This is a genomic window from Sporosarcina aquimarina (assembly GCF_033253705.1).
GTDB lineage: Bacteria > Bacillota > Bacilli > Bacillales_A > Planococcaceae > Sporosarcina > Sporosarcina aquimarina.
In genome coordinates, this window is record NZ_JAUBDH010000002.1 from 370,521 (window position 1) to 396,083 (window position 25,563).

Sequence of the window (25,563 nt, forward strand, 5' to 3'; positions counted from 1 at the left end):
AAGAATGAAAAAGAGCGCTGCTAACCCGAAACAGACGGATTGCAGCGCCATTTAGTATTCGTTATGCGTAATGGTGTGCTACAACGTCTGCACATCGTTGACACAGCTCTGGATACTCTGTATTCTTTCCGACTGTTTCAGAAATAGTCCAGCAGCGTGCACATTTTTCTCCTGCTGCTTTTTCAACAGCTACTTTGCCCGTTGAAAGGGAAAGCGCGTTTTCAGGAAGTTCAGATGCAGCTACTGCGCTGAATTTAGAAACGATGAAGAATTGAGCAAAGTCGACTGTATCTGTTTCAAATAGTGAAACAAGATCTTCTCGTACAGCTACAGTAACATGAGCTTCAAGTGATTTACCGATTACTTTGTTGTTTCGTGCTTCTTCCAATGCTTTTAACACATCATCGCGAACAAGCATTAACTGGTCAAATTTAGTGCGTAGATCGGCTGCTTCCAATTCTTGCACATCCGGCATATCAGTAAGCTGAATACTTTCTTCTTTTTCGTTTTCCAAGAATGCCCACATCTCGTCAGCAGTATGCGGCAAGATTGGTGCAACTAATTTCAACAATGTAATTAATGAATCATACATAACGGTTTGCATCGCACGGCGATGCGGATGATCTGCCGCTTCGATGTAAACCACGTCTTTAGCGATATCGAGATAGAACGAACTCAATGTACCCGTACAGAATGTGTTAATCGCATGATAGACTGTTGCAAATTCGTATTGCTCGTAAGCCGTTCTCACTTCACTAATCAAGTCCTGAAGCTTCACATACACGTATTGGTCAACTTCGCGCAAGTCCTCGAATGCCACTGAGTCTGCTTCTGGTGTGAAATCAGATGTGTTTCCATGAAGGAATCGAACCGTATTACGAATTTTACGATACACTTCAGATACTTGTTTGAAATTCGAATCTGAAACGCGTACGTCGGCTGTATAATCGACTGATGCTACCCAAAGACGCAGAATGTCTGCTCCGAATTGATTGGTAACTTTGGATGGTAAAATTACGTTACCGATAGATTTACTCATTTTGCGACCCTCGCCGTCAAGAGTGAATCCATGGCTTAAAATACCTTTGTATGGTGCAATTCCATTAATCGCAACACTTGTAGTTAATGAAGAGTTAAACCATCCGCGGTATTGGTCAGAACCTTCAAGGTATAGATCTGCTGGATACGAAAGATCATCGCGCTCTTCAAGAACTCCTTGATGTGTTGAACCTGAGTCAAACCAAACGTCCATGATGTCCGTTTCTTTCGTAAACGTACCATTCGGACTGCCTTCATGTGAAAAGTCTTTTGGCAATAAATCTTTCGTTTCCCATTCGAACCAAATATTCGATCCATGTTCGCGGAACAACGCAGAGATATGATCGATTGTTTCGTCTGTGATAATCGGTTCTTCATCTTCGCCGTAAAAGACAGGAATCGGAACGCCCCATACACGCTGACGTGAAATACACCAATCTCCTCGGTCCCGTACCATGTTGTAAAGACGTGTTTCGCCCCATGTAGGTGTGAAAGATGTTTTGCGGATTGCTTCTAGCAGTTCACCTCGGAATGATTCAATCGATGCAAACCATTGTGCAGTCGCACGGAAGATGACAGGCTTTTTTGTACGCCAGTCGTGCGGATACGAGTGAGTAAAGAAAGATAGCTTCTCAAGTGCTCCCACTTCTTTTAGTTTCTCGGTTACCGCTTTGTTCGCGTCTTCATAAAACAGTCCTTCAAACAAAGGTGCTTCTGCAGTCATCACACCTCGGTCATTGATAGGTGATAGTACACCAATACCATATTGTTTTGCTACATAGAAGTCATCCTCACCATGACCTGGAGCTGTGTGAACGCATCCTGTACCGGCGTCTGCTGTAACGTGTTCACCGAGCATAACAAGAGATTCGCGATCATAAATCGGATGACTTGCAGTGATTCTCTCAAGTTCGCGTCCTTTTAATTCACCAGTCATCGTGTATTCTTCCCATTCCAATTCTTTTGCTAGATGTTCAACTAAATCTTTCGCAACTAAGAACTTCTTACCTTTCGTTTCAACAATTGTATAGATGAAATCAGGGTGTACAGAAATTCCAAGATTTGCAGGAATCGTCCAAGGTGTTGTTGTCCAGATTAAAATGTTAACATCTGCATCCAACACACCTTTTCCATCACGGACTGGGAAGCCTACGTAAATGGAAGGAGACTTTTTATCTTTATATTCAATTTCAGCTTCTGCTAATGCAGTTTCTGATGAAGGTGACCAGTATACCGGCTTTAGACCCTTATAGATGTAGCCTTTTTTCGCCATATCACCGAATACTTTGATTTGACGGGATTCGAATTCAGGCTTGAGCGTGATATATGGATTTTCCCAATCGCCTCGTACTCCAAGACGTTTGAATTGAGTACGCTGGCTGTCGATTTGTGATAGCGCATAGTCTTTACACATTTCACGGAATTCTGCAATGCTGTGTTCTTTACGTTTTACACCTTTGTTAACAAGCGCTTGTTCAATTGGCAAGCCGTGTGTATCCCAGCCTGGCACATAAGGCGCGTGGAATCCTGTCATGGACTTGTGACGGACGATGAAGTCCTTAAGTACTTTATTGAGCGCGTGGCCCATGTGGAGGTCACCGTTAGCATATGGAGGTCCGTCATGAAGAATGAACGTCGGTTTTCCCTTTGTACGCTCTTGAACTTTTGCGTACATATTTTCGCTATCCCATTTTTCTTGCATCTGAGGTTCTTTTGTAGGCAAACCGCCTCTCATCGGAAAGTCAGTTTTCGGCATAAGTAACGTATCTTTATAATCCATTCCAATTCCTCCTTTTAAATTAACAGTACATGAATAACAGTTGTTTCAACATAAAACATTAAAAAATCCCCGTCCCTGTAAAAGGGACGAGGATTGTGCTCGCGATACCACCCTAGTTGCAGCCGTTGTAAACGACTGCCTCTCGAACACCATAACGGGGTGTGCTCCGGGATTGTGAATACAATCCGGCTCCAGAGTGATCTTCCTTTCCATTCTGCAGCCGGGCTCTCACTACCCCCGACTCGCTAGTTCGCAGTCTTATGAAAAGTACTATCTCTTTCAGCGCCTGTCTTTCAATATGAAACATATTATAGGTGTAACTTACTTACTAAGTCAAGTGTAGATTACTCTTTATCGGCTGCAGCTTCAAGCTTGCGCGTATCCGTTTCATACTCCAGAAGTGCATCCCAATCGTCCATCTTCACTAAATCAAGCTGTGCTTCGATCAGCATCCGGAAACGATTGCGGAAGATTTTAGATTGTTTTTTCAAGTCTTCAATTTCCATTGTGATTTCACGTGAACGTGAAAGAGCTTCGTTTACAATACGGTCTGCGTTCTTTTCAGCTTCTTTAATAATCAATTTAGACTCTTGCGTTGAATTTCTACGCACGTCTTCTGCTGCTTCTTGAGCAATCAAGATAGATTTTTGCAATGTTTCTTCAATTGCATTGTAATGTGAAACTTGGTCTTCTGTTTCTTTCAATTTGCGTGTCAGTTCTTTGTTTTCCGTAAGCACGTTTTCATAATCCTTCATAAGTTGCTCAAGGAATTCATTAACCTCGTCTTCATCGTATCCACGCCATCTGCTTCCGAACGTTTTATTATGTATATCAATTGGTGTAAGCGCCATGCAAGTCTCTCCCCTTTTGATGAACTTTATAAGTTATATCGTTGACTATAACAGAAATCTGTCTTTTTCTAAAGTCTGTCGAAAAAATTATTCCAACTTACCTGTCATTAAACGAATTTTATCTTTTTTCGTCCTGCCTTCAATTGCAATCATTTTAAACCGGCCATGCCCTCTAATTGACAATATATCAGATTCGTTCAACTCAAACGCAGGTTGTTCTACCACCCGCCAGTTCACCTTCACTTTCCCGCCAGATACATACGATGCAGATTTTTGACGGGACACGTTTAATAACGAGGCAATCACTGTATCAAGACGCAAAGAACTTATAATTTGAGTTTCTTCCAGCCACACTTCTTCAAGCTCTATCCACTCTGTACGATTCGTCAATTCTGTAACATGAATCTTCGCTTTGCCTGCTGTAGTGAAATTCGCCGTTAAATAAGTGCTAAGTTCTGTCACTGTAGCAAACTGAACGTCGCCTGACATGAAACGGATATCTCCAAATTTAGATCGGTCAAGGCCTAGTCCCATTAACGAGCCTAGCATCATTGGATGCTCAAGTGTTAAAAACTTTGATGCATATCTAACATCGAACACCGTTATTTGAAAATCTTCATGCGTGGGCACATAGTAATCTGGATAGATCAACATGCGCTTTCTTTCAGCACCTGAAAAGCCGCCATCTTCTGATACTAATAAGCCACTTCCCCCGACAACCGACTCCACAATAAAACGTTGGCGAGGATCGAGGAAATCAGTCAGTTTAGGCGAATATAAATCCTCAACTTCTCTCATCCACCCCATTGCCATTTCAATAAAAGGCTGTTCTTCTTTTCTGAAATGCTGCAAGATGCCATCCATTGTTTTCGTCTCCTTATAGAAAAATCCCCACTGCGTGAGGATTGGTTCAACTATAATCACTTAAATCATCAAGAATAAGTGAACTTCAAAATCATTTTAAACAGTGCTAAAATCCCACCGGAGATTAATCGTAAAGCAATTAATGCAACAATCGGAGAAATATCAATCATTCCTAGTGGCGGAATGAACTTTCTAAAAAACCCCAAGTAAGGTTCAGCGATCTTCTCGAGAAATCTTCCAATCGATGTGTCTCTGGACGCAGGAACCCAAGACATCAAAATATAGATGACAAGAGCTATGGAGTAAACGGATATTGCTACCGAAATTACTTGGTAAACTTGACTCAATATAGCATACATTACAGTCGGTACACCTCATTTAGTTTCTTTCATTCATATAGTCGGAAATTGAACCATTTACTTCTACGTTTTCCGGGACGCATAGAAAGATATCAGTACCAATGCGTTGAATATCTCCATTCAGAGCATACACTGCTCCGCTTAGAAAATCGACGATTCGGATTCCCTGCTCTCGGTCGATACGTTGTAAATTTACAATTACCGCACGTTTGTTGGTCAAATGTTCAGATATGTCTTGTGCTTCCGCATAAACGCGCGGCTCTACTAAAATAACCTTTGACGCTTTTTGGACGCTTTGCAGACTCACAATGTTCCCGGTTCCGGTCGATTGAGGGTCTTTGCGTTTCTGTTTTGGCATTGGAGCATTTTTTGCAGTTGGCTGCTTACTGAAGTTCCGCTCTTGTTGAACAGGGGCTTGTTTCTTTGCTACTGCTGCTTCCTTTTCTAATGCTTCTTCTTCGTCAAGGTAGAACCACTTCTCGAATTTGTTTTTAATACTCATCCGTCTCCCTCACTCTCCGAACCGACGAGCGCCGTCCCGATACGCACATGGGTCGCTCCCTCTTCGATTGCAATGCTGTAATCATTAGACATTCCCATGGACAATTTGGTGACGGGTGCATGTTGCATCTTTTTCGCGGCAAGTTGATCTCTTAGGATGCGCAGTCTTTTGAAAACATCACGAATGACTTCCTGATCTTCAGTTAACGGAGCCATCGTCATGAGCCCAATCACTCGTATTTTATCGTAATCGCGTAAAGCTGAAACAAATTCTTCCGTTTCTTCTGGTGTCATGCCAGATTTTGAATCTTCACCTGATACATTTACTTGTACAAAACAGTCAACTGGTTCAACTGCACGTTTTTGAATTTCCTTTGCAATACTCATTCGATCGAGTGAATGCAAGTAATCAATTCGTTCAATAATATCCTTCACTTTCCGGCTTTGAACATTTCCTATGAAATGCCAAACAGCTCCTTGAGGAATCGCATGTTGTTTGGCTAGAAGTCCTTCTGGACGATTTTCACCAAGATGAAGCATTCCAGCATCCAAAACATCGCGTGCGCGTTCTTCGGACACTTGTTTCGTGACAGCAATAATCGTAACATCATCACGATTTCTTCCTGCCCGTTCACAAGCTTGACTGATTTTCTCTTCGATTGTTTGTATGCGTTGTTGTAATGGTTCCATATTGATCACTACTTTTCTCGATACTTTGTTCTATTGTATCAAGCAAACACTTAGTTATCAACGATAAGTCACTCTTTTGGCTGTTTCTTTTGAATAAGTACGATATCTTTTCCAATCGTTACGACTTCATCGTATCCGAATTGCTTTTGGTCCTTAACCCGCGTTTCAAGAAATAACGATCGCTCTGTATCGCCGATATGCAACGTGTTGATCTTTCCGCTGTTTATGTCAATCGCTGCATCTTGGATGAACCCCAGAAATTTTCCGCGCTGCATATCAATCACTTCTTTTTTTTGAAATTCAGAAAAGCGCATAAAACTCCTCCTTTACCTCAGTATATGCGTAAGGGACATAAAAAAAACGCAATGCGCTATTCGCATTGCGTTACTTACTTTGTTCCATCCCTTCACGAATTTGAGCAATAGCCTGTTTCTCAAGTCGTGATATTTGTGCTTGTGAAATACCAAGCTCTTGTGCAATTTCCGTTTGCGTTTGACCGAGGTAAAACCTCTTTGATAATATCAGCTGTTGTCGATTATCTAATTCCGTCATAGTTTCTTTCATAGACACATACGTTAACCAGCGTTCTTCGGACACTGTTTTATCATGAAGCTGATCCATCATATAGATTGGATCCCCGCCGTCACCATTCATCGGTTCATGGAGTGACATCGGGTCTTGGATCGCATCCAGTGCGAACAGGATATCCTCTTCTGGAATGTCTGTCATACGTGCCAAATCAGAGATTCTCGGTTCCTTTTGGTTTTCATTGATGTATTCTTCTTTTGCCCGAATTGCTTTATACGCAATATCTCTTAATGATCTGGATACGCGAACTGAATGATGATCTCTCAAATGCCGTTTTATTTCTCCCACAATCATGGGAACTGCATACGTTGAAAATCTAACGTTATGCTTTAAATCAAAGTTATCAATGGATTTAAGTAAACCTACACAGCCGACTTGAAACAAGTCATCGGCCTGTTCTCCACGATACGCAAATCGTTGTACTAGACTTAACACAAGACGTAAATTGGCTGTGACAAGCTCATCTCTTGCTGATTCATCTCCACTTTGCAAACGGATAAACGTTGCTTTCATAACTTCACTCGACAGAAGCGGCAAGCTAGATGTGTCGATACCGCAAATTTCCACTCTTGTACGTACCATCTGAATTCCTCCGTATTCTGTAGATGACTGTACGAGATAGCTTATCCTCTGAGTGAAGTTCTATGCGGTTTTTTGAAACGCCAATTTCAACCATTATGCAATTGGATGATTTAAACGCTCCCGAAGTTCTGAAATTATCTTCTTTTCTAAACGTGAAATATACGACTGTGAAATGCCTAATAGATCTGCCACTTCCTTTTGAGTCATTTCAATCTGACCTGTCAGACCGAATCTGCATTCCATAATGTGCCGTTCACGATCACTAAGAGTCGTCACCGCATCGATCATGTGCTGCCGTTCTAGTTTCTTTTCAACGTCGTCCGTAATAATGTCTTCATCCGTCCCTAAAATATCGGACAATAATAGCTCGTTGCCGTCAGCATCAGAATTTAAAGGTTCATCGAATGATATTTCAGAACGCGTACGATTTGTCTTCCGTAAATGCATTAAGATTTCGTTTTCTATACAGCGTGATGCATATGTCGCCAATTTAATATTTTTATCGCTTTTAAATGTTTCAATAGCTTTTATAAGACCGATGGCTCCGATACTTATTAAATCTTCAATATGGGTATTTGTATTGTCAAAGCGTCTCGCAATGTAAACAACGAGCCGTAAGTTTTTCTCGATCAGCCGATCTCTTGCTTGCTGATCACCTGCCATATAGGCAGCGATCGTTTCGGCTTCTTCTTCTCTAGTTAACGGTTTTGGCAACGATTCATGTCCACCGATATAATAGGTTCCATTCTTCTTTTTGAAAAAACCTGCTAGTACGGCTATCCATTTTTTAATTTCATGTAGCATGGAGTAATCCCCTTTCTTCTTCTTTAGTTTCCAATGCAGAGACGTGCAATATTGCGGACGCACTATGTGGATATCGTGCATTGTCAGCAGTTAATACGATATAGCCTTTTTCAAGTGAATGTTTGCCTTCTAATTTCCAATCATCAAAACGAATACCGACTGCCCAATTTGCTCCTTCTACAGTTTGAATACGAATAAGGCGTAATTTCTTTCGAAACTTTTCCGGGAACTTCGACAAATCGGGAATCGCAGTTTGACTGACTTCAGCAGCTTCTAAACATGAGAGCAGTTCTTCGGGAAGGATCGGTTTGACTGCTTTAAGAGAAACAAAATGTACAGCATCATTTGATAGCGGTTCAGTACAACTGTTTCCAGTGTCGATGAATACTTGTAACTTTACAGAAGTACCAAAGAGAACCAATTCCGAGCTGCAGGCAAATTCTGAAAATCTACTGATTTTACGCACGTCCAACCACTTAACCTTCACCAGCTGCAAACATCCATAAGCGAGAACTGCATAGAATAACAAACGAAATTTGAAATCCTGTCCCCACTGAGTAAAAGGAAGAGCTGATAATAATCCACCTGCTAAAAAGGCACCGATTAAAACTAATACACCAGAGGCTTTCCAACGATGGGCTGAAAAACCAAATGCACAGACTGTCATAAAGGCGAACGCTATAAATGACGCCGTTAAAGATCCTGGGAAAACAACAGCAGGAATGGCGCCTGCAAAAGCCGCTAGAACTAATTGCTTTTTACCGATTTTTGCATTACCGGTCGTATTGGCAAATGACAGAACTGTATAATTGAAGACCATATTAATGCCGATCATGACTTCTCCATACATAGGCTGTCCTCCTTATTTGCAAGATTATCATTTCCGCTGCAAGAGTTTTGTCAGTTCACGGCATGAAACTAAAAAAGAGTTCGACAGATTGTACGAAAGAAAGCACAAAAAAACCTCCAGCAAAGTTGCTGAAGGTTTTTTAGTTGATTATTTACGGCGACGATTACGTAAGAATGTTGGGATATCCAGGCCATCGTCTTGTGGTGTCTGCTGCTGGTTGCGAGCAGGCTCTTGTTGATGTGACGGCTGCTGTTGTACCGGCTCTTCATGTCGGTGCTGGTTGGATTGTGGTGCATGGTTTTGCGGAGCTTGTGTTTCCCGCTGACGCATGCCTCCAAATCCAGCAGAGCGATTTCCGCTGCGAACTTGAGTGATCTGCTCATCTGTAAATCCTGTTGCAATAACAGTTACAATGATTTCATCCTTCAAGTCATCATTAATGACAGAACCAAAGATCATGTTAACGTCTTCATCAGAAGCAGATGCTACGATATCCGCAGCTTCTTGTACTTCGAATAGACTTAAGTTTGAACCGCCAGTGATATTCATCAATACACCTTTTGCTCCATCGATAGATGTTTCGAGCAATGGACTTGAAATTGCTTTTTTCGCTGCTTCAGAAGCACGGTTTTCTCCTGTTGACATACCGATACCCATAAGAGCGGATCCTTTGTTAGACATGATTGTCTTCACATCGGCGAAGTCCAAGTTGATCAATCCAGGCACAGCAATCAAGTCTGAAATACCTTGTACACCTTGTCGAAGAACATTATCCGCTTCGCGGAAAGCTTCTAACATTGGCGTGTTTTTGTCAACAATTTCAAGCAATTTATCATTAGGGATTACTATTAGAGTGTCCACAGATTCTTTCATAGCTGTGATTCCGCCAATTGCTTGTGTGGAACGTTTGCGTCCTTCGAAAGTAAACGGACGAGTTACGACACCTACTGTTAGTGCGCCAAGATCTTTAGCGATTTGTGCAATAACGGGCGCAGCTCCTGTACCTGTACCGCCGCCCATTCCAGCAGTCACAAATACCATGTCTGCCCCTCTGAGCGCTTCTTCTAGCTGTTCACGGCTTTCTTCAGCAGCTTTCTTCCCTACTTCAGGATTAGCCCCTGCACCCAAACCGCGTGTAAGTTTCCCGCCAATTTGTAATTTCACTTCTGCTTGAGACAAGTTTAGTGCTTGTGCATCTGTATTCACCGCAATGAACTCTACACCTTGTACTCCGTGCTCTATCATTCTATTTACTGCGTTATTTCCACCGCCACCAACACCAATAACTTTGATGACCGCGAGCGCTTCAATATTCGTATCAAACTCTAGCATCTCTTTTCCTCCTAATCACTCACCGTTTTATTCAAAAAAACTATCGAAAAATCGTTTTGTCTTGCCGAGCAATGAATCTTTTGACTGCTTTGGTTCTTGACTTTTCCTAGACGGAGCTGCAGTATCTTGTTCGATTGCTTGTCCCATCGGTTCTGAAGACATTTGTCCAAAGAATGCATCTTCCATATAGGCATAGCGAATGAGACCGACAGCTGTAGAATACATCGGTTCGCGAACACCAATGTATTCAGGTGTGTGGATGCGCACACGTGTGTTCAATACATGACGCGCTAGCTGCAAAACACCATCCATTTTAGTAGTCCCGCCAGTTAGCACAACACCACCCGGCAGATCACGGATACCTAAACGGTACATTTCTTCAAGGACAAGTTCAAATAGTTCTTCAAGTCTTACCCCGATAATCTCCGATATGTATTTTTGGCTATACTGATCTTTTGTATCTGCACCAATTACCGGAACTTCAAATAATTCATCATCAGATGCATCATCGTAAAATGCGTGGCCGTATTGGTGCTTAATCTTTCTTGCTTGTTCAGTTGGTGTCTTTAAAATGATGGACAGATCTTTTGTAATATGATCTCCTCCAACAGGTAACACCGTTGTAGCTGCAAACCGATTTTCCCAAAATACGGAAACCGTGGTAGAACCTCCACCAATATCAATGAATGCTGTTCCGTGATTCATTTCGTCTTCTGTTAATGCAAACATTCCAGAAGCGAGTGGCTGCAAATAGATTTCACGGATTGATAAGCCTGCACGTTCAACACAACGAAGGATATTGTGTACAAGCGTTTTAGAAGTCGTAATCATTGTGCCGTCCATCTCAAGACGCACGCCGATCATCCCTCTTGGATCTTTTATTTCATCATAATCGTCCACAATAAATTGCTTAGGAATAATATTGACAATTTCTCTTTCGGGTGCAACGGACATCACTTGCGCCGACTCCATTACACGATCTAAATCGTCATCTGTAATTTCCCGATTAACGGAGTTTACAGCGACAACACCTTTAACGTCTTGTAATGTAACACCATTCGATGGTATTCCAAGAACAACTTCTGTTATGCGCAATCCTGTCATTCGTTCTGCTTGCTCCACTGCCTTGCGAATAGACTGAACTGTTGCATCGATGTCCACAATGGATCCTTTTCGAATGCCAGCGGATTGAACATTGCCGACCCCAATAACATGCAGGGATCCGCCATCCATCTCACCGATTAGGACTTTGATAGTGGAGGACCCGATGTCGAGCGATACATACATATTTGACTGACTCATCTTTGGCACCTCCCATTGTTACTCTTCTTCCATTCTATTGTATTCTTACTGCGTTGTCTAAATATTTTCGCCATCTCTTCTCAAAATCCCTTCATTTTGTCGAATTTGTAGTAGAAACTTTACGATATTCTGACCATTTGGTTAACAGTACTCTACGTATCACGGCAAGATTCTGGAATAACCGAACTCCAAATGCAAAAATGGCGGCCAAATATAAATCTACGCCTAGGTGTACTCCAAGGAATGCGAGTCCAGCAGCCAGCAAGATATTAAAGAAAAATCCTGTGACGAATACCTGGTCATCATACACTCTTTGCAGATGTGCCCGTATCCCTCCAAGCAATGTATCAAGTGCTGCCAACACGGCGATTGATAGATAATTACCATATTCCTGAGGTATTTGGATATCTGATAAAAACCCAAGTGATACACCAAGTATTAAACCTAATATCGGTAACCACATTGTCAGCCCCCCTTTGGCAGTTCTTTCAGATATCGATTTTCAGATTGATCTGAGCGACCGTTAATCTTCACATTGTTTTCAGGTTCATTGATTTCTAATATAAAATCATCTAAGTAAAAATCATCTAAAATCGATGAGGACTGCAAAAAGTTATACAGCTTTTCACTTTTCTCGATATCTGGTGACAAGATCTTGATTTGGAATGGAGGAATTGTAACCGGCAAGCCGTTCACAGTTGTCTGTCCATTGATGTCTCTAATAGCACTTAACGCAGTCACACGCTTTCCATCAATATCCATATCAAGCCCTTTGAATCGGTTTACTTCATTCACAAAGCGAGTTAGTAATTCCGGACTGATTTCATGAAGCGGAGTTCCCATAGCTACACTTTCTTGGGAGGGTACAACGTCAATTACAATTCCAGGACCGCTTTGTTCAGTTATTCCCGCTTGCTGACGGAGATCTTCAACAGTTTCAAGTAATGCTTGTCCTTTGTTGCCTTCTTCTGAAGCATTGTATTTGTCTAATGTCTCATCCAAAGCCCGTACTTCAGTTAATAATTCCGAATGAAGTTTACGCTCTTTAGCTAATTCGTTTCGGATTGCCCAAATATCACGGGTATCTCTTTCTGATGGCTGCTGGACAGTATTGTACTGCACTGCCACCATGAACCCGACTACGAGCAGAATGAAAGTAAACATCCATTTGCGCTGCATAAGCTCTCATCCTCCCTCGTCGGATTAGTTAACCTTCAATATCATCTCGTAATGCAGGCATTAAAATTTCTTTTTTCTTTTCAATCGTCATGACAATATTGTCGGACATCACACTATCCATCACGCCGCCTTTTAACGTTAAGGAAGAGTTTAGCGCATCCGTATCTCCAATTGCTTCTACTACAAATGGTGCGGGGAATGTTTGTCCATCTATCGCAATGACAGGACCTGTACATTTAATACTAGAATTCGAATTAATTCTCTGACCATTGATTGACAAAGCCTGAGCACCGGCAATTTTAAGCTCATTTACTACCATTAACACTTGGCTTTCATGAACAATATATTCATTGGGATTTTGCTGAGTAGGATCGTAATCCCCATCTTCCAATTCGACCCGAATCCCTTGTCCGCTTGCAGGTACTACGCCAAGTAATAGTCTTAAACTTTTTGCTTCTTTAACGAGTGCGTCGTGATTTTGTTCTGAGTTACTAAGCAGCTGTTCGACGTCTGCTATAGATTTTTGCTTCTTCGAAATTTCATCTGCCAATTGTTTGTTACGCTCTTTTTGTTCAATCAAATCTTTACGAAAGGTCTCTTCACGATCATTCACTTCTAACTTCATCTGCTGGGATTCTGAACCTGGCCCTAAAGTTCTGTATGAAAAGGAAAAGATGAAACCTAATACTAAAAAAACGAGCGCATATAAAATACGATTGTTGCGCTTCTTACGATCACTCGTCTTCAGACTCATCGACATCACCTTCTTCTTCCTCTGCTGCATCTTCACTCCCGTATAATTTACTGTAAGGTGTAAAATACGTCCCTACTTCAACGTCTATCACACCTTTTTCTGAACCGTTGAGCTGATTCACGATATCTGGATAGTACGAGAGCTTGTCCGCCATTGTAGATAGTGAGGCGTGGACTTCGAAGCCGTCATTCATGTAAAGAATAACTTGATCTCCATCAGAATCTGCTGGCTCCCGTATTTCTGAAACGAGCTGATACACTGATTCATCTAGTTCCAACAACTGTGAAGAAAGGATTTCCCGAGTCGAATCTTCTTCGAAGCCGGTAACAATTGGAATATCTGCTGCGGGCTCATGGTTCGGCTTAAATATATCCCCATTTTCAAGAATAAAAGAGTATTGTCCTTTTTGGTCAATCCATGCGATGGGACGCCACTCTTTAATTGATATTGATACCTCACGAAACCATTTTCTCTTCACAGAAGCCTCTTCGACGCCTTCAACACTTTGAAGACGCTTTTCAGCATCTGTCTCCTTGAATCCCCACATCGATACACCTGGTGCAAGCCCAGCTTGTTTTAAATAGAACTCTTTGTCATGGAGAACCGTACCCGTAAGATTTATAGTTTCGATTTTGCTCGCTTGTGATTGAAAGTAAAGGAGGATGAGGAGCACGACTACAAAAACGAGTAAAATAATGACAAACTTTCTATTCGTTTTTTTACGCCGTTTTTTTCTCATAGAAGGTATACGGTCTTCAATGTCGATAACTTTTTCCAATTCCTCCCCCTCCTTTTCACTCAATCTTTTGTTTTCTAGAGAAATGTAAAATTGCTCCTACAGCTAACCATGTTGTCAACATCGAAGAACCGCCATAGCTTATGAATGGCAAGGTTACGCCTGTTACAGGCAGCAAGCCTGACACAACACCGATGTTTAAAAACGTTTGAAAAATAATAATGGATGTCATTCCCGCGACAACAAGGCATGAGTTCCAGCCAACAGTGCGGATTGCAATCCCGAATGCTGCTATCAAAAGACAGACGAATAATAATATGACGGCTGTTGCTCCTAGAAAGCCTGTTTCTTCCGCGATTATCGAAAAGATAAAATCATTTTGAGGTTCAGGCAGATACAAATACTTTTGCCGGCTGTTGCCAAAACCATGTCCCAGCAAGCCTCCAGGTGCAATGGCAAAAAGTGATTGTATTCCTTGAAATCCTTTTCCTAACGGATCACTCCATGGATCGATATAAGACTTAATACGATCCAAGCGATACGGAGCAGCCAATATCAAAGCAGTAAACGCGCCAACTCCTGTCACTCCTAAGATAGAGAAGAAAGAGAGCGGATAGCCGGCTACAAACAAAACTATGAAAGCAGAAACGATCATAATGACGGCTGAACCCAAGTCAGGTTGCATCATAATTAGGGTAAATGGCAAAAGAATCAATGCGAAGTGGCGCCAATCCCAAACTTTTCGGCCAGATTTTTTCTTCATACTCATCGCTAATTTGCCGATCAATGCAACTTTCACAAATTCTGCCGGCTGCAAACTCAAAGGACCTAATGCAATCCAACTTTGTGAACCATTCCTAACAGCCCCAATACCAGGTATTAAAACTGCTGCTAATAAGACAATCGTGACCACATAAAATAGTGTCCAAAACTTTTCTGTAGATAATACAGGTGACCGCATCATCATGTATGCAACTGTAATGGAAACAGCTATGTAAATGAGTTGCTTGACTGCAAACGGAGCAGATTCCGCATATCGGATTTCTCCCCAATAGGCAGCTGCCGAATGAACGAATAGCACGCCTATCAAAGTTAGGGCAACAGCAGAAATCATAAATAGTGTTCTATACTTAGAAAGCAGTGGATGCATCCTTTCGCTGTTGGATTTACCAATTCATTAAGTTAGATTTTTAATTGTTGAACAGCTCCAATGAACTCGTCGCCTCTTGCTTCGAAATTTGGATACTGGTCCCAACTTGCACATGCCGGGGAAAGTAAAACTGTATCTCCCTTCTCTGACACTGCATACGCTTCTTTCATCGCTTCCGGAAGTGTACCCGCTTCTTTTGCAACACGAACGCCACATGAATAAGCGAATTGTACAAAGCGGTCTCCAGTTTCACCAATCCCAATTACTGCTTTAACATTATTCATGTGAGGCCGTAATTCTTCAAACGAGTGTCCGCGGTCTAATCCGCCAGCTATAAGTATCGTCGGTGTCTCAAAAGAAGAGAGTGCACTTTTCGTTGCCAGTGTATTTGTAGCTTTCGAGTCGTTATAAAATTTCCGGCCATTGAATTCCTTAACAAACTGCATGCGATGTCTAACCCCTGTAAAAGAGCTCAGTACGCTTTCAATCGCACTGCGTTCACACCCATATAATAATGCTGCCGCAGTTGCTGATAAGATGTTTTCTAAGTTATGAGCACCTGGCAGTGTGATTTTCTTACGAGAAATAATCGGCTCACCCAGCCAGTAAATGGATAATTCATCTGCGGAAATCCCTTGTACAGACCTTCCCTTTGTTGTAAAAGGAACTAAAGTAGCATTGGTCTCAGAAATGTATCGTTGAATTTCAGGCTGATCTGCGTTAAAAATCAAGAAATCTGTTGCTGTTTGATTTTTTGTAACTTGGGCTTTCGCTTCTGCATACGCTTCAGCACTCCCATGATAATCCAAGTGTGCTTCGTACAAATTGGTCCAAATTGCAATATGCGGCCGGAATGCATCCACCCCCATCAATTGGAACGAAGAGGCTTCCAGGACGATTGCCTCCTCTTTCGTTGCATGACGAGCAACCGTACTTGCGACAGTCCCTATATTGCCGGCTATCAGAGGATGCAGATTGCCGATATTTAACATATGGTACAACAAAGTGGTTGTCGTCGTTTTGCCATTCGATCCAGTAATCGCAATTATTGGAGCATCACTTATAAGATAAGCAAGTTCGATTTCTGTCCAAATAGGCACGCCCAATTGTTCAGCTTGTATAATGACAGGATTGCTATATGGAATTCCAGGATTTTTGACAATGAAATCAAAACCTTCATGTAAAATCGTATCCGGATGTCCTCCACAAATCACAGTAACACCTTTATCTCTGAGCTCAGCAACGAGCGGATTGTTATCTTCAGGTGCAAAATCATTTAAAGTTACAACTGCACCGCAGTCTGATAGTAAGGTTGCAGCCGCGTGCCCGCTCTTTGCTAATCCGAGTACAAGTGCTTTCTTTCCTGCAAATTGAGTTCCGTTTTTCATGTTACATCACCTCCATAAGTACAGGTACGATTGCTGCTAGGAATGCAATTCCCCAAAAGACAAGGACCACTTTCCATTCGGACCATCCTGAAAGTTCAAAATGGTGATGGATAGGACTCATCTTAAATACCCGTTTGCCTGTCGTTTTAAAACTAATGACTTGAATAATAACAGACAACGTTTCAATCACATACACAATCCCAATAATCAGAAGTAAAAACTCCTGTTTAATAAGGATGGAAATCATTGCGAGTGCACCGCCAAGTGCTAGAGAACCTGTATCTCCCATGAAGACTCTGGCTGGTTTCATATTAAACAACAGGAAACCGAGCATTGCACCCGAAACGACAAATGAAAACATCGCAATATCTTGTTGGTTGAATGAAACTGCAAGAATACCAAACGCAGAAAATGCAATGGAAGATGTCCCTGACACGAGACCGTCCAAACCATCTGTCAAATTGACGGCATTTGAAAATCCTACTAGCCAAAAGATCAAGAACACAACATAGAAGATACCCATTTCAATGTCAATCTCTGTAAACGGGATAGAAATGACTGTATCGAATGGTCCTAATTTCAAAAGGAAAAACGCGAATATCGCAATAATGATTTGACCGATAAGTTTTTGTATTGAAGTTAATCCAAGATTCCTTTTCATTACGACGATGATGAAGTCATCAAGAAATCCGATTGCACCAAAACCGACCAAAACAAGCAGTAACACGATTGTTTGGGTGGTCAGCACACCATTTATGTAAGACAAAACAGGCGTAGCGATCAGTATCGAGACTAGAAAAATCAGTCCGCCCATTGTTGGTGTCCCTGCTTTTTTCAAGTGTGCTTGTGGTCCTTCTTCCCTTATACTTTGACCGAATTTCATCCGTCGCAGTAAAGGAATGATGGCATAGCCTAGAATAGCCGTAAGGCCAAATGTAACGGCAATAGCCGTAATTGTTGTGACGAGCGTCATGTGTAGATCTCCTTCTATGTTCCCAAACAAGTTGTTGGTTCAATTATATTAAACGATTAGTCTGTATACACATGTATAACATCTTCCTCGTTCATTTCAGTTCCTGATATAGGTAATTGTTTGTTAATTTTCTTGCCATCTCCATGCCATTCAATACGCATCGTGAGCTGCTGTTTCGCTACTTCATCTTTTGTCAGCCCTTTAAGATCTGGAACTTCGAATGTGATAGGGTCCCCCCAGCGATATTCTTTTTCAATTTGACCCTTTTGCGCTGAAATTCCTGCTAATGGTGCGATTTCATCAATAATTCTCCCAACAATCGGAGCAGCAATCACGCCACCAAACTGAACAGAATTTTTAGGACTGTCTATCGCAATGTAAACGACTAATTCAGGGTCGTTAGCAGGGGCGATTCCAATGAAAGACACAATGTAATCTCCCTCTTTATACTTCCCGTCCTCCACTTTTTGTGCGGTTCCAGTCTTACCGCCTACTCGTATACCATCAACGTAAGCGTTCCGTCCCGAGCCGTTTGCAACGACTGATTCCAGTGCTTTCCGTACTTGTGCAGATGTCTCTTCACTAATCACACGGCGTTTCATTTCTGGTACATAAGATTGCGATGCCTTTCCATCTGGTCCAATTATCTCTTTAACTATATATGGCTTATACAGCATTCCTCCATTAACAGCTGCCGCTACAGCTTGCACCTGTTGGATAGGAGTCACCGAAATACCTTGACCAAATGCGGTAGTTGCCTGCTCTACAGGACCAAATGCATCCTTCGCAAACAATATCCCTTTTGCTTCGCCTGCGATACCGGATTCAGTAGACTCACCGAATCCAAAATCTCGAATATATGCAGAAAGTTTCTCTTCACCCAACCTGCGTCCCATCTCGATAAATCCCGGGTTACAAGAGTTCTCAACGACCTCAAGATACGTTTGATGACCATGTCCCTCGCGTTTCCAGCAACGCAAACGCGCACCGCCTACCATAGTATACCCTGGATCATTGAAGGTTTCATTCTCTAAGTCTATAAGATTTTCTTCCAGCGAAGCTGCAAGTGTCATAATCTTAAACGTGGAACCCGGTTCAAACGTCATCCAAACTGGTAAATTCCGGTTATAAATATCCGGATTCGCATCTTGATAGTTTGCCGGATCGAACGATGGTGCAGAAGCTAATGAAAATAATTCTCCTGTTTTTGGATTCATTACAATGGCCAGCGCTTGGCTAGCATCGTACTTCTCCATCGCTTGAGAAAGTTCCCGTTCTACAATCTTTTGGATTTCTGAATCGATTGTCAGTACAACGGAGGAACCTTCTACGCCATCTTTAAAATCATCATCTACATGAGGAAGGGATATCCCTCGCGCATCGGTATACATCCGTATTTTGTCTCCGGTTCCGTTTAGAAATTCGTTGTACGCATACTCGATACCTGCAAGTCCTTCCCCATCATAGCCTGTGAACCCTATAAGGCGTGAAAGAAGTTCTCCATTCGGGTAACTGCGCATGAAGTCCACTCCAGTATACAAACCTGGAATTTTCAATGCTGAAATTTCGTCAGCTTGAGCTTTTGAAATATTTTTTGCTTCGGGCGCTAATTTAACCATATAATCTTTTTTATTCATTTTCTTTGCTAACTTTTTTTGATCTACTTTTATAATCGGAGCAATCTTCGCTGCCGCACCTTCAGGGTCTGGATTTTGTGCAGGCATGAAATACAAAGTGGGGGCGAGTTCGTTTCCGACAATTAACTTGCCATGCCGGTCAACGATCTCTCCGCGCACTGGTCCGAATGGTATTTCGCGGTCCCAATTCGCTTGTGCTCGCTCTTTTAACCATTCATGTTTAATGATTTGTGCATGAAATAATTTACCTATCGTTGCGCCGAGCAGCAGTATAAAAATAATGAACACGGCACGCAGCCTCTTTTTAGACTGCATTCCGATTATTCCTTTCAAAGAGCTTCACACCTCTCGTTTTATTTCTAATTTATGAGAGAGTATGCTCAGCTATTCATCATCCGCCAATAATCTCAGGCTCTTCGTCCGGTTCAGGCTCAGGTTTTGTTTGATTACTTTGTTCAGGATCTTGAAGTGTTATCACAATCGGATCTCCATCTGAAACGGATGCGCCTTTAGAAAGGCTTTGTTTTACCACAAATCCTTCACCATTTAAACGGATGTCTAATCCTGAGAAGCTCTTAAATACCATAACTTGCTTCTTTGACCAGCCGGTAAAGTTAGGAAGTGCTGTTTCACCAGAAGTCTTTAAAAGTACAATCGAACCTTTAGTTAGTTTCGTTTTTGCTGCAGGGGATTGTTGAACTACTTCTCCCGGCTGTCCAACTACAATTGGTTTCATGCCCTGTTCTGTTAACTCAGCAACCACTTTTTCTGATGTCTCTCCTTGATAATCTTGAATTACTGAAGATGCATCCGGTTGTTTACTGTCTGGTGCTATATTCAGGTATTTCAAGCTGCTTTCCATAACTGATGTAAATATTTCGGAAGTAGGATCTGAACCATACTTCCCTTCTTTCAGTTTCGGCTTTTGTACAAGGACATAAGTCAACAGTTGAGGATCATCGATAGGGGCCATCCCTAAAAATGAATACAAGTAGTTACCATTTCCTGAAATATACCCTCCGCCAGTTGTTTTCGGGATTTGGGCAGTACCCGTTTTCCCTCCAGCATCATAGCCATCTAGCGCAAATTTCTTTCCAGTTCCGTGCTCAGATGTAATCGTTGAAGCTAGAATCTCACGGACTTGCTTCGCAGTATCTTCTGAGATTGGACTCTTTTTTTCTTCAGGTTCGTGCTTTTCAACTACTTCATCTTTATTCGGGTCAATGATTTGGTCAATAACGTACGGTGTCATCATCTTTCCATCATTAGCAATAGCTGTAGCAGCCTGCACCATCTGAATGGGGGTCACTGTAGAGCCTTGACCGTAGGATGTCGTTAAACGTTCGCTTGGGAAGTTGGCGAGAAGAACCCCTGGCGCCTCATTCGGCAAGTCAATCCCAACCTTTTTTCCAAAACCAAACTCTTCGAAGTATTCAATGAGTGTTTGGTCTCCTAATCGTTCAAGTAAATAAGCCATAGAGACATTTGAAGACCGCTGGAAACCTTCCAAAAAGGTAATCATGCCCCAGCCAACTCGGTTTACATCACGAATCGTTCTGTCGTAAATTTTGTATTGTCCAGATTTATAGTACGCATTCGGATCCCATCTATTTTCTTGAATAGCTGCTGCTAATGTAAACATCTTCATTGTAGAGCCCGGTTCGAACGTTTCTTCGACCGCTTCATTTAACCAGTTCTCCGTCAATCCTTCACGCGTTCCAGGATGAAAGGAAGGTCGTTGACTCATTGCTAAAATTTCTCCAGTCTTAGGATTTACAACAACAGCCATCATTTTTTCAGGGCTATATTCCTTTTCTGCACGATTCAATGCATCTTCCACGAAGTTTTGTATTGTTTTGTCCAATGTCAGCTGAATTGTCTGACCATCTTGAGGAGCTTGAATATTTTTTTTCGTATCCCGAAGTTGGATTCCCCATCTGTCAGTTTTGAAATCGGCTTTTCCATCTGTTCCTGTCAATTGTTTGTTATATGTCTTTTCAAGCCCCATCTTTCCGATAGTTTCAACGGAATCACCTTCAGTTTTTTCCGGCATTGCAAACCCGACTAAATAAGATGCGAAATTCCCATTTGGGTACAGTCTTTTCTTATCTTCAAAAAAGCGGATACCTGGTAATTCTTCTTTCTTTATAGCATCGGCCGTTTCGTTTGATATAGAACGGCCTGCTTTACCGAATTCAACTTGATAAGCATCAGGAGAAGCACTTTCAAATCTTTCTAAAATTTCTTCTTTGTCCATATCGATATACTTACTTAATACTTCAGCAGTTTGCTCGAAGTCTGTAACGTGTAGCTGCTTTTTAGAACCTTTTGTTGCTTTTTCGCTCAGAACAGCGATTAGCCGGTAGCTGAGTGTGTCTGTTGCGATCACTTCACCCGCCCGATCGACTATTTTACCACGATCTGCCCGTAAGACACTTTCTTTTAAATACTTTTGGTCTGCCATGGCAGCCAGCGCACGACCGTCAATTTGTCCAGTGACTTGAATTTGAAGCATTCTTCCGAACAAAAGGAAAAAGAGCCCTCCAAATAACAAAAGCATTAGAAAGGCTCCACCTTGAAATCGAAATTTCTTTTTGTTCATCGTCCAGGCACGACCTTTACGTTACTTTCATTCAGATTCAAGCCAAGTTCCTTCGCTTTTTCCCAAATTCGCTCGTATGTCGATTTCTCGCTTACTTGATTGGACAATTCGATATTCTGTTTTGATGTTTCCTCGATTTGGTTGGATAGATAGTACATATCTTTGTTTGTATCATTTATTTGTGCTTGAGTATGCAAAACTGTTGTAGAAAACAATACAACAGCTGCTGTGAATACGACAGCTATAAACTTCTCTCCCGGCGAGAAGAACTTCCGGGGTTTCGGTACAGGACTAACGTTTGGACTTGCCTGAATCTCCTGTTCCGGTTTGTAATTAGGTTGTATCTTACGTTGCTCTAATACCATTCTCCATCATCCCCTCTTATTTTCTTTCGGCTATACGAAGTTTTGCAGATCGCGCTCTCTTGTTTACTTCAATTTCTTCTTCGCTTGGCAATATAGGTTTACGCGTAATCAGTTTTAATTTAACATCAAGTCCTTCAGGTATTACAGGTAAATTAGGCGGAAGTTCTGGCAGTGAAGATGCTTCTTTGAAAATCGTTTTGCAGAGACGATCTTCCAATGAATGGAACGTTATGACGCTAATTCGTCCCTGTGGATTCAACAGTTCAATTGCATCCGTTAGTGAAGTTTCCGCAGCTCCCAATTCGTCGTTTACTGCAATTCGTATAGCTTGAAAAACCCGTTTCGCAGGATGTCCACCTGTTCGACGCGCAGCTGCAGGAATACCTGTTTTTATCAACTCAGCTAGTTCTGCTGTTGTTTGAATTGGTTTTTCCGCACGGGCTTCTTCGATTCTCCGAGCGATGCTTTTTGAAAACTTCTCCTCTCCATAACGGAAAAAGATACGTAAAAGTTCCTGATAACTCCATTCATTCACAACTTCAAAAGCAGTTAATGGTGCTGAAGTATCCATACGCATATCAAGCGGGGCATCGTGATTGTAACTAAAACCACGCTCTGGTGTATCCAGCTGCGGTGAAGAAACACCCAGGTCATACAAAATTCCGTCTACTGATTCAATTCCAATGTCATTCAGTTCTTTTTTTATCTGACTGAAATTCGCATGAATGAACGTTACCTTTTCCAAGTAATCAGCCAATGTCTCTTTGGCAGCTTCAATTGCAGTCATATCTTGATCGAAACAAATCAGTCTTCCATTTCCTTTTAAGCGCTTAGCAATTTCCATACTATGACCTGCTCCACCAAGTGTGCAGTCGACATAAATGCCATCAGGTTTTATGGAAAGGCCTTCTACAGCTTCGTTCAGTAATACTGTTGTATGATCGAACACACATACCGCCTGCTTTCTAAAATCTACAATTTAAAGTTCATATCAAAAGTCAAAATCCATAATGTTTTCTGCAATGTCATTGAACGATTCCTCTGATTCCTCGTAATAGGTCTGCCAATTCTCTTCAGACCATATTTCAAATCTTCCCGAAACGCCAATAACCATACAATCTTTCGAAATCTTAGCATACCCAAGCAGTGAAGGCGGGATGTTGACGCGTCCTTGCTTGTCCAGTTCAACCTCGGTTGCACCAGAGAAGAAAAAACGCGTAAATGCTCGGGCATCTTTCTTAGTCACAGGTAACGCTTTCAATTTCTCCTCAAGCTTTTTCCACTCTTGCATTGGATAGCCAAAGAGACAATTGTCGAGCCCACGAGTCAACACAAAACCATCCGAAAGATCTTCCCTAAATTTTGAAGGGATTATCAAACGGCCTTTTGCGTCGATTGTGTGCTGATATTCACCCATGAACATACCCTTCACCCCACTATATGAATTTAATGTACCACATCCCCCCACTTTCCTCCACCAATTTTGTAAAATGCAATAAAAATGTATCAATAGTACTTCATTCATTGAGATTATTACAATTATTACAAAGAAAAGCATCCCTATATACACAAGTGCTGTGCATAAGAGATGCTTTTCTAAATTGCTTATAAGTAAACGACTAAGTGCTCCCCATTCATCGGCAGTGACTCTTGTAACAAGTCATCCACCAAAGTCGGTCCGTAGACATTCAAATAAGGATAAGGGGTATACGTACGGTCTTGAAGATTGCGTTCCGGGTATAAGTCTCCTTCAATCTGACTGTAGTTTCGAAGAACTGCCGCATATTTCCGCAGCAATGCATCTTCAGCTTTGTCGTGAAGGTATTTAACTTGCCGTAAGTGATAGGCTCTGTTCTTTTCGGCAAGGTTCGTTAAATCTTCGTCTGAAATATGATCTGTAATTTTATTGTACTGCTCTTGAATTGACTCTTCTGTTTCTTGCAATAGCATGTCCAGCTGACTATCACGATTTTCATCTAGAAATTGTTCTCTGCGCACAATTACTTCACCGGACATGACGTCATCCCACGATAGCTCGGATTTGTTCATGGCGTGTTTAGTTTCAGGCGTAATCAATGTCATTGAAATTCTAGGAACTACTATCGGCATTTTCATTTCCAGATGATTGAAGGCCTCTTTCAATAAGGACCAATAGGCAATTTCACCGGGACCTCCAACAAATGCTAGTACAGGAAACACCATATCCTGCATTAACGGTCTTGTTGCTACGTTATTACTAAGAAGCCACGGAGTTTGCTCGGCAACTGCCAATAGCTCATCTGTTGTAAACTGAACTCCTGCTGACTCATTGACGAACAGTTCTTCTTTTCGGGTAAGTAACACGCGGCCCGTATCATGCACGTAAAACAAATGCGCTGCGTCAGCTGTCGCTTGAATAGGTGTCCCGTATCCTTGTTCTTCAAATAGCTGTTCTTTACTTACAATTTTTTCAGCAAGCGCTTTAGATTCCTGTATGAACAGTTTAAAATATTCAGCTTCAAGTTCACGAAGTGATTTGTCCGCGGAGTCTATGAATAGCAGACCGTGTTGTTGAAATAAGTTATTCATGAGTCTTACGAAAAAGCCCGTAAACGTTTTTTCCTGTTCAACTGCATAAAGTACTTCTTTTAATAAATTCTTAGTATACGCTGTTTCTTCATAATCTCTGAAAACCAATCGGATGTAAGATGACATCGTGTCGGCATCATACGGGGTATCCGAAGCCATCGTTTTTAAAACATACCGTTCAGGATATTGCTGTTTAACGGGGCGGCCGTCTTGTTCAGTAAAAACATGATTAATTTCTTCTAAATCATGATCTTCCCCAGCTACCCAAAAAACAGGAATAACAGGAATGTCCAACACTTTCCGTTGCTGCTCAGCAAGCAATATAACAGTAATCGCTTTGTGTACGGAATACAGCGGTCCGGTTAATAAACCCGCTTGCTGGCCGCCAATGACAACAACACCATCGTTTTCAAGTTCATTTAAATGGACTCCAGCTGCTTCGGAAATACCGAAAGGCTCCATGAATGAACGAATCGTTTTTACGAGTTTTGTTCTTTGGAACGAGCGTTTTTTTAATTCCGACACCCGTTTTGGGTAACTGTTTTCACTTAGTTTGTAGTCATAAAACGTTTTGTTGAACTGTTCGTCCTGTTCAAACGCTTGCATGACAGCATTTTTATGTACGTTTTGTGTTACAATTTCCATCATTCAAGCCCCTTTTTCACTTTCA

General features: G+C 41.7%; 25 protein-coding genes and 1 other annotated feature. All 25 genes read right to left on the minus strand.

Going from position 1 to position 25,563, the window contains the following annotated elements; genetic code table 11:
- Nucleotides 1-61: 61 nt before the first annotated feature.
- Nucleotides 62-2,818 carry an isoleucine--tRNA ligase gene (gene ileS / locus QT716_RS04475; RefSeq protein WP_317934756.1) on the minus strand — a complete coding sequence of 919 codons (2,757 nt, stop codon included), beginning with the start codon at nucleotides 2,816-2,818 and terminating at the stop codon, nucleotides 62-64.
- Nucleotides 2,819-2,897: 79 nt separating this feature from the next.
- Nucleotides 2,898-3,110 (minus strand) — a binding site (T-box leader).
- Nucleotides 3,111-3,162: 52 nt separating this feature from the next.
- Nucleotides 3,163-3,669, minus strand: a complete 507-nt coding sequence (locus QT716_RS04480; protein ID WP_317934758.1) for a DivIVA domain-containing protein — start codon at nucleotides 3,667-3,669, stop codon at nucleotides 3,163-3,165.
- A gap of 87 nt (nucleotides 3,670-3,756) precedes the next feature.
- Entirely contained in the window at nucleotides 3,757-4,533 is a 777-nt protein-coding gene (locus tag QT716_RS04485; RefSeq protein WP_317934760.1) for a YlmH family RNA-binding protein, read from the minus strand.
- 68 nt (nucleotides 4,534-4,601) lie between these two features.
- Nucleotides 4,602-4,892, minus strand: a complete 291-nt coding sequence (locus tag QT716_RS04490) for a YggT family protein (protein ID WP_317934761.1) — start codon at nucleotides 4,890-4,892, stop codon at nucleotides 4,602-4,604.
- Between the two features lie 19 nt (nucleotides 4,893-4,911).
- Entirely contained in the window at nucleotides 4,912-5,394 is a 483-nt protein-coding gene (locus tag QT716_RS04495; protein ID WP_317934763.1) for a cell division protein SepF, read from the minus strand.
- Nucleotides 5,391-6,083 carry a YggS family pyridoxal phosphate-dependent enzyme gene (locus tag QT716_RS04500; RefSeq protein ID WP_317934764.1) on the minus strand — a complete coding sequence of 231 codons (693 nt, stop codon included), beginning with the start codon at nucleotides 6,081-6,083 and terminating at the stop codon, nucleotides 5,391-5,393. The genes QT716_RS04495 and QT716_RS04500 overlap by 4 nt, the downstream gene beginning before the upstream one ends.
- Before the next feature lie 68 nt (nucleotides 6,084-6,151).
- Nucleotides 6,152-6,397, minus strand: a complete 246-nt coding sequence (locus tag QT716_RS04505) for a PRC-barrel domain-containing protein (protein WP_317934766.1) — start codon at nucleotides 6,395-6,397, stop codon at nucleotides 6,152-6,154.
- Nucleotides 6,398-6,467: 70 nt separating this feature from the next.
- Complete coding sequence (gene sigG, locus QT716_RS04510) at nucleotides 6,468-7,253, minus strand: RNA polymerase sporulation sigma factor SigG (protein ID WP_317934768.1); 786 nt, start codon at nucleotides 7,251-7,253, stop codon at nucleotides 6,468-6,470.
- 93 nt (nucleotides 7,254-7,346) lie between these two features.
- Nucleotides 7,347-8,057, minus strand: coding sequence for an RNA polymerase sporulation sigma factor SigE (gene sigE, locus QT716_RS04515; RefSeq protein WP_317934769.1), 711 nt, complete (start codon nucleotides 8,055-8,057; stop codon nucleotides 7,347-7,349).
- Nucleotides 8,047-8,907 carry a sigma-E processing peptidase SpoIIGA gene (locus QT716_RS04520; protein WP_317934771.1) on the minus strand — a complete coding sequence of 287 codons (861 nt, stop codon included), beginning with the start codon at nucleotides 8,905-8,907 and terminating at the stop codon, nucleotides 8,047-8,049. The genes sigE and QT716_RS04520 overlap by 11 nt, the downstream gene beginning before the upstream one ends.
- A gap of 147 nt (nucleotides 8,908-9,054) precedes the next feature.
- A complete protein-coding gene (gene ftsZ, locus QT716_RS04525; RefSeq protein WP_317934773.1) occupies nucleotides 9,055-10,239 on the minus strand; it encodes a cell division protein FtsZ in 1,185 nt (394 codons plus the stop codon).
- A 27-nt stretch (nucleotides 10,240-10,266) separates the two neighbouring features.
- Nucleotides 10,267-11,541, minus strand: a complete 1,275-nt coding sequence (gene ftsA / locus QT716_RS04530) for a cell division protein FtsA (RefSeq protein WP_317934775.1) — start codon at nucleotides 11,539-11,541, stop codon at nucleotides 10,267-10,269.
- 91 nt (nucleotides 11,542-11,632) lie between these two features.
- The gene (locus tag QT716_RS04535; protein ID WP_317934776.1) at nucleotides 11,633-12,004 is read right to left on the minus strand and encodes a small basic family protein; all 372 of its coding nucleotides are present in this window, start codon (nucleotides 12,002-12,004) and stop codon (nucleotides 11,633-11,635) included.
- Nucleotides 12,005-12,006: 2 nt separating this feature from the next.
- Nucleotides 12,007-12,720: a DUF881 domain-containing protein gene (locus tag QT716_RS04540; protein ID WP_317934777.1), complete on the minus strand. Its 714-nt coding sequence runs from the start codon at nucleotides 12,718-12,720 to the stop codon at nucleotides 12,007-12,009.
- 28 nt (nucleotides 12,721-12,748) lie between these two features.
- Entirely contained in the window at nucleotides 12,749-13,474 is a 726-nt protein-coding gene (locus QT716_RS04545) for a DUF881 domain-containing protein (RefSeq protein ID WP_317934778.1), read from the minus strand.
- On the minus strand, nucleotides 13,455-14,252 hold the full coding sequence (locus QT716_RS04550) for a cell division protein FtsQ/DivIB (RefSeq protein ID WP_317934780.1): 798 nt from the start codon (nucleotides 14,250-14,252) through the stop codon (nucleotides 13,455-13,457). The genes QT716_RS04545 and QT716_RS04550 overlap by 20 nt, the downstream gene beginning before the upstream one ends.
- Nucleotides 14,253-14,268: 16 nt before the next feature.
- The gene (ftsW, locus tag QT716_RS04555; RefSeq protein ID WP_317934782.1) at nucleotides 14,269-15,324 is read right to left on the minus strand and encodes a putative lipid II flippase FtsW; all 1,056 of its coding nucleotides are present in this window, start codon (nucleotides 15,322-15,324) and stop codon (nucleotides 14,269-14,271) included.
- Between the two features lie 68 nt (nucleotides 15,325-15,392).
- On the minus strand, nucleotides 15,393-16,748 hold the full coding sequence (murD, locus tag QT716_RS04560; RefSeq protein ID WP_317934784.1) for a UDP-N-acetylmuramoyl-L-alanine--D-glutamate ligase: 1,356 nt from the start codon (nucleotides 16,746-16,748) through the stop codon (nucleotides 15,393-15,395).
- 1 nt (nucleotide 16,749) lies between these two features.
- Nucleotides 16,750-17,721, minus strand: coding sequence for a phospho-N-acetylmuramoyl-pentapeptide-transferase (gene mraY / locus QT716_RS04565; RefSeq protein ID WP_317934785.1), 972 nt, complete (start codon nucleotides 17,719-17,721; stop codon nucleotides 16,750-16,752).
- 56 nt (nucleotides 17,722-17,777) lie between these two features.
- Entirely contained in the window at nucleotides 17,778-19,673 is a 1,896-nt protein-coding gene (locus QT716_RS04570) for a stage V sporulation protein D (RefSeq protein WP_317934954.1), read from the minus strand.
- 76 nt (nucleotides 19,674-19,749) lie between these two features.
- On the minus strand, nucleotides 19,750-21,918 hold the full coding sequence (locus tag QT716_RS04575) for a penicillin-binding protein (RefSeq protein WP_317934786.1): 2,169 nt from the start codon (nucleotides 21,916-21,918) through the stop codon (nucleotides 19,750-19,752).
- Nucleotides 21,919-21,956: 38 nt separating this feature from the next.
- Nucleotides 21,957-22,325, minus strand: coding sequence for a cell division protein FtsL (ftsL, locus tag QT716_RS04580; protein ID WP_317934787.1), 369 nt, complete (start codon nucleotides 22,323-22,325; stop codon nucleotides 21,957-21,959).
- A 16-nt stretch (nucleotides 22,326-22,341) separates the two neighbouring features.
- Complete coding sequence (rsmH, locus tag QT716_RS04585) at nucleotides 22,342-23,274, minus strand: 16S rRNA (cytosine(1402)-N(4))-methyltransferase RsmH (RefSeq protein WP_317934789.1); 933 nt, start codon at nucleotides 23,272-23,274, stop codon at nucleotides 22,342-22,344.
- 42 nt (nucleotides 23,275-23,316) lie between these two features.
- Nucleotides 23,317-23,748, minus strand: coding sequence for a division/cell wall cluster transcriptional repressor MraZ (mraZ, locus tag QT716_RS04590; RefSeq protein WP_317934791.1), 432 nt, complete (start codon nucleotides 23,746-23,748; stop codon nucleotides 23,317-23,319).
- A gap of 182 nt (nucleotides 23,749-23,930) precedes the next feature.
- Entirely contained in the window at nucleotides 23,931-25,538 is a 1,608-nt protein-coding gene (gene bshC / locus QT716_RS04595; RefSeq protein WP_317934792.1) for a bacillithiol biosynthesis cysteine-adding enzyme BshC, read from the minus strand.
- Between the last annotated feature and the right edge of the window lie 25 nt (nucleotides 25,539-25,563).

Excerpts from the sequence above, each read along its gene's own strand:
- ileS (WP_317934756.1), bottom strand. The coding sequence starts at position 2,818 with ATGGATTATAAAGATACGTTACTTATGCCGAAAACTGACTTTCCGATG.
- QT716_RS04480 (WP_317934758.1), bottom strand. The coding sequence starts at position 3,669 with ATGGCGCTTACACCAATTGATATACATAATAAAACGTTCGGAAGCAGA.
- QT716_RS04485 (WP_317934760.1), bottom strand. The coding sequence starts at position 4,533 with ATGGATGGCATCTTGCAGCATTTCAGAAAAGAAGAACAGCCTTTTATT.
- QT716_RS04490 (WP_317934761.1), bottom strand. The coding sequence starts at position 4,892 with ATGTATGCTATATTGAGTCAAGTTTACCAAGTAATTTCGGTAGCAATA.
- QT716_RS04495 (WP_317934763.1), bottom strand. The coding sequence starts at position 5,394 with ATGAGTATTAAAAACAAATTCGAGAAGTGGTTCTACCTTGACGAAGAA.
- QT716_RS04500 (WP_317934764.1), bottom strand. The coding sequence starts at position 6,083 with ATGGAACCATTACAACAACGCATACAAACAATCGAAGAGAAAATCAGT.
- QT716_RS04505 (WP_317934766.1), bottom strand. The coding sequence starts at position 6,397 with ATGCGCTTTTCTGAATTTCAAAAAAAAGAAGTGATTGATATGCAGCGC.
- sigG (WP_317934768.1), bottom strand. The coding sequence starts at position 7,253 with ATGGTACGTACAAGAGTGGAAATTTGCGGTATCGACACATCTAGCTTG.
- sigE (WP_317934769.1), bottom strand. The coding sequence starts at position 8,057 with ATGCTACATGAAATTAAAAAATGGATAGCCGTACTAGCAGGTTTTTTC.
- QT716_RS04520 (WP_317934771.1), bottom strand. The coding sequence starts at position 8,907 with ATGTATGGAGAAGTCATGATCGGCATTAATATGGTCTTCAATTATACA.
- ftsZ (WP_317934773.1), bottom strand. The coding sequence starts at position 10,239 with ATGCTAGAGTTTGATACGAATATTGAAGCGCTCGCGGTCATCAAAGTT.
- ftsA (WP_317934775.1), bottom strand. The coding sequence starts at position 11,541 with ATGAGTCAGTCAAATATGTATGTATCGCTCGACATCGGGTCCTCCACT.
- QT716_RS04535 (WP_317934776.1), bottom strand. The coding sequence starts at position 12,004 with ATGTGGTTACCGATATTAGGTTTAATACTTGGTGTATCACTTGGGTTT.
- QT716_RS04540 (WP_317934777.1), bottom strand. The coding sequence starts at position 12,720 with ATGCAGCGCAAATGGATGTTTACTTTCATTCTGCTCGTAGTCGGGTTC.
- QT716_RS04545 (WP_317934778.1), bottom strand. The coding sequence starts at position 13,474 with ATGAGTCTGAAGACGAGTGATCGTAAGAAGCGCAACAATCGTATTTTA.
- ftsW (WP_317934782.1), bottom strand. The coding sequence starts at position 15,324 with ATGATTTCTGCTGTTGCCCTAACTTTGATAGGCGTGCTATTCGTTCAT.
- murD (WP_317934784.1), bottom strand. The coding sequence starts at position 16,748 with ATGAAAAACGGAACTCAATTTGCAGGAAAGAAAGCACTTGTACTCGGA.
- mraY (WP_317934785.1), bottom strand. The coding sequence starts at position 17,721 with ATGACGCTCGTCACAACAATTACGGCTATTGCCGTTACATTTGGCCTT.
- QT716_RS04570 (WP_317934954.1), bottom strand. The coding sequence starts at position 19,673 with ATGCAGTCTAAAAAGAGGCTGCGTGCCGTGTTCATTATTTTTATACTG.
- QT716_RS04575 (WP_317934786.1), bottom strand. The coding sequence starts at position 21,918 with ATGCTTTTGTTATTTGGAGGGCTCTTTTTCCTTTTGTTCGGAAGAATG.
- ftsL (WP_317934787.1), bottom strand. The coding sequence starts at position 22,325 with ATGGTATTAGAGCAACGTAAGATACAACCTAATTACAAACCGGAACAG.
- mraZ (WP_317934791.1), bottom strand. The coding sequence starts at position 23,748 with ATGTTCATGGGTGAATATCAGCACACAATCGACGCAAAAGGCCGTTTG.
- bshC (WP_317934792.1), bottom strand. The coding sequence starts at position 25,538 with ATGGAAATTGTAACACAAAACGTACATAAAAATGCTGTCATGCAAGCG.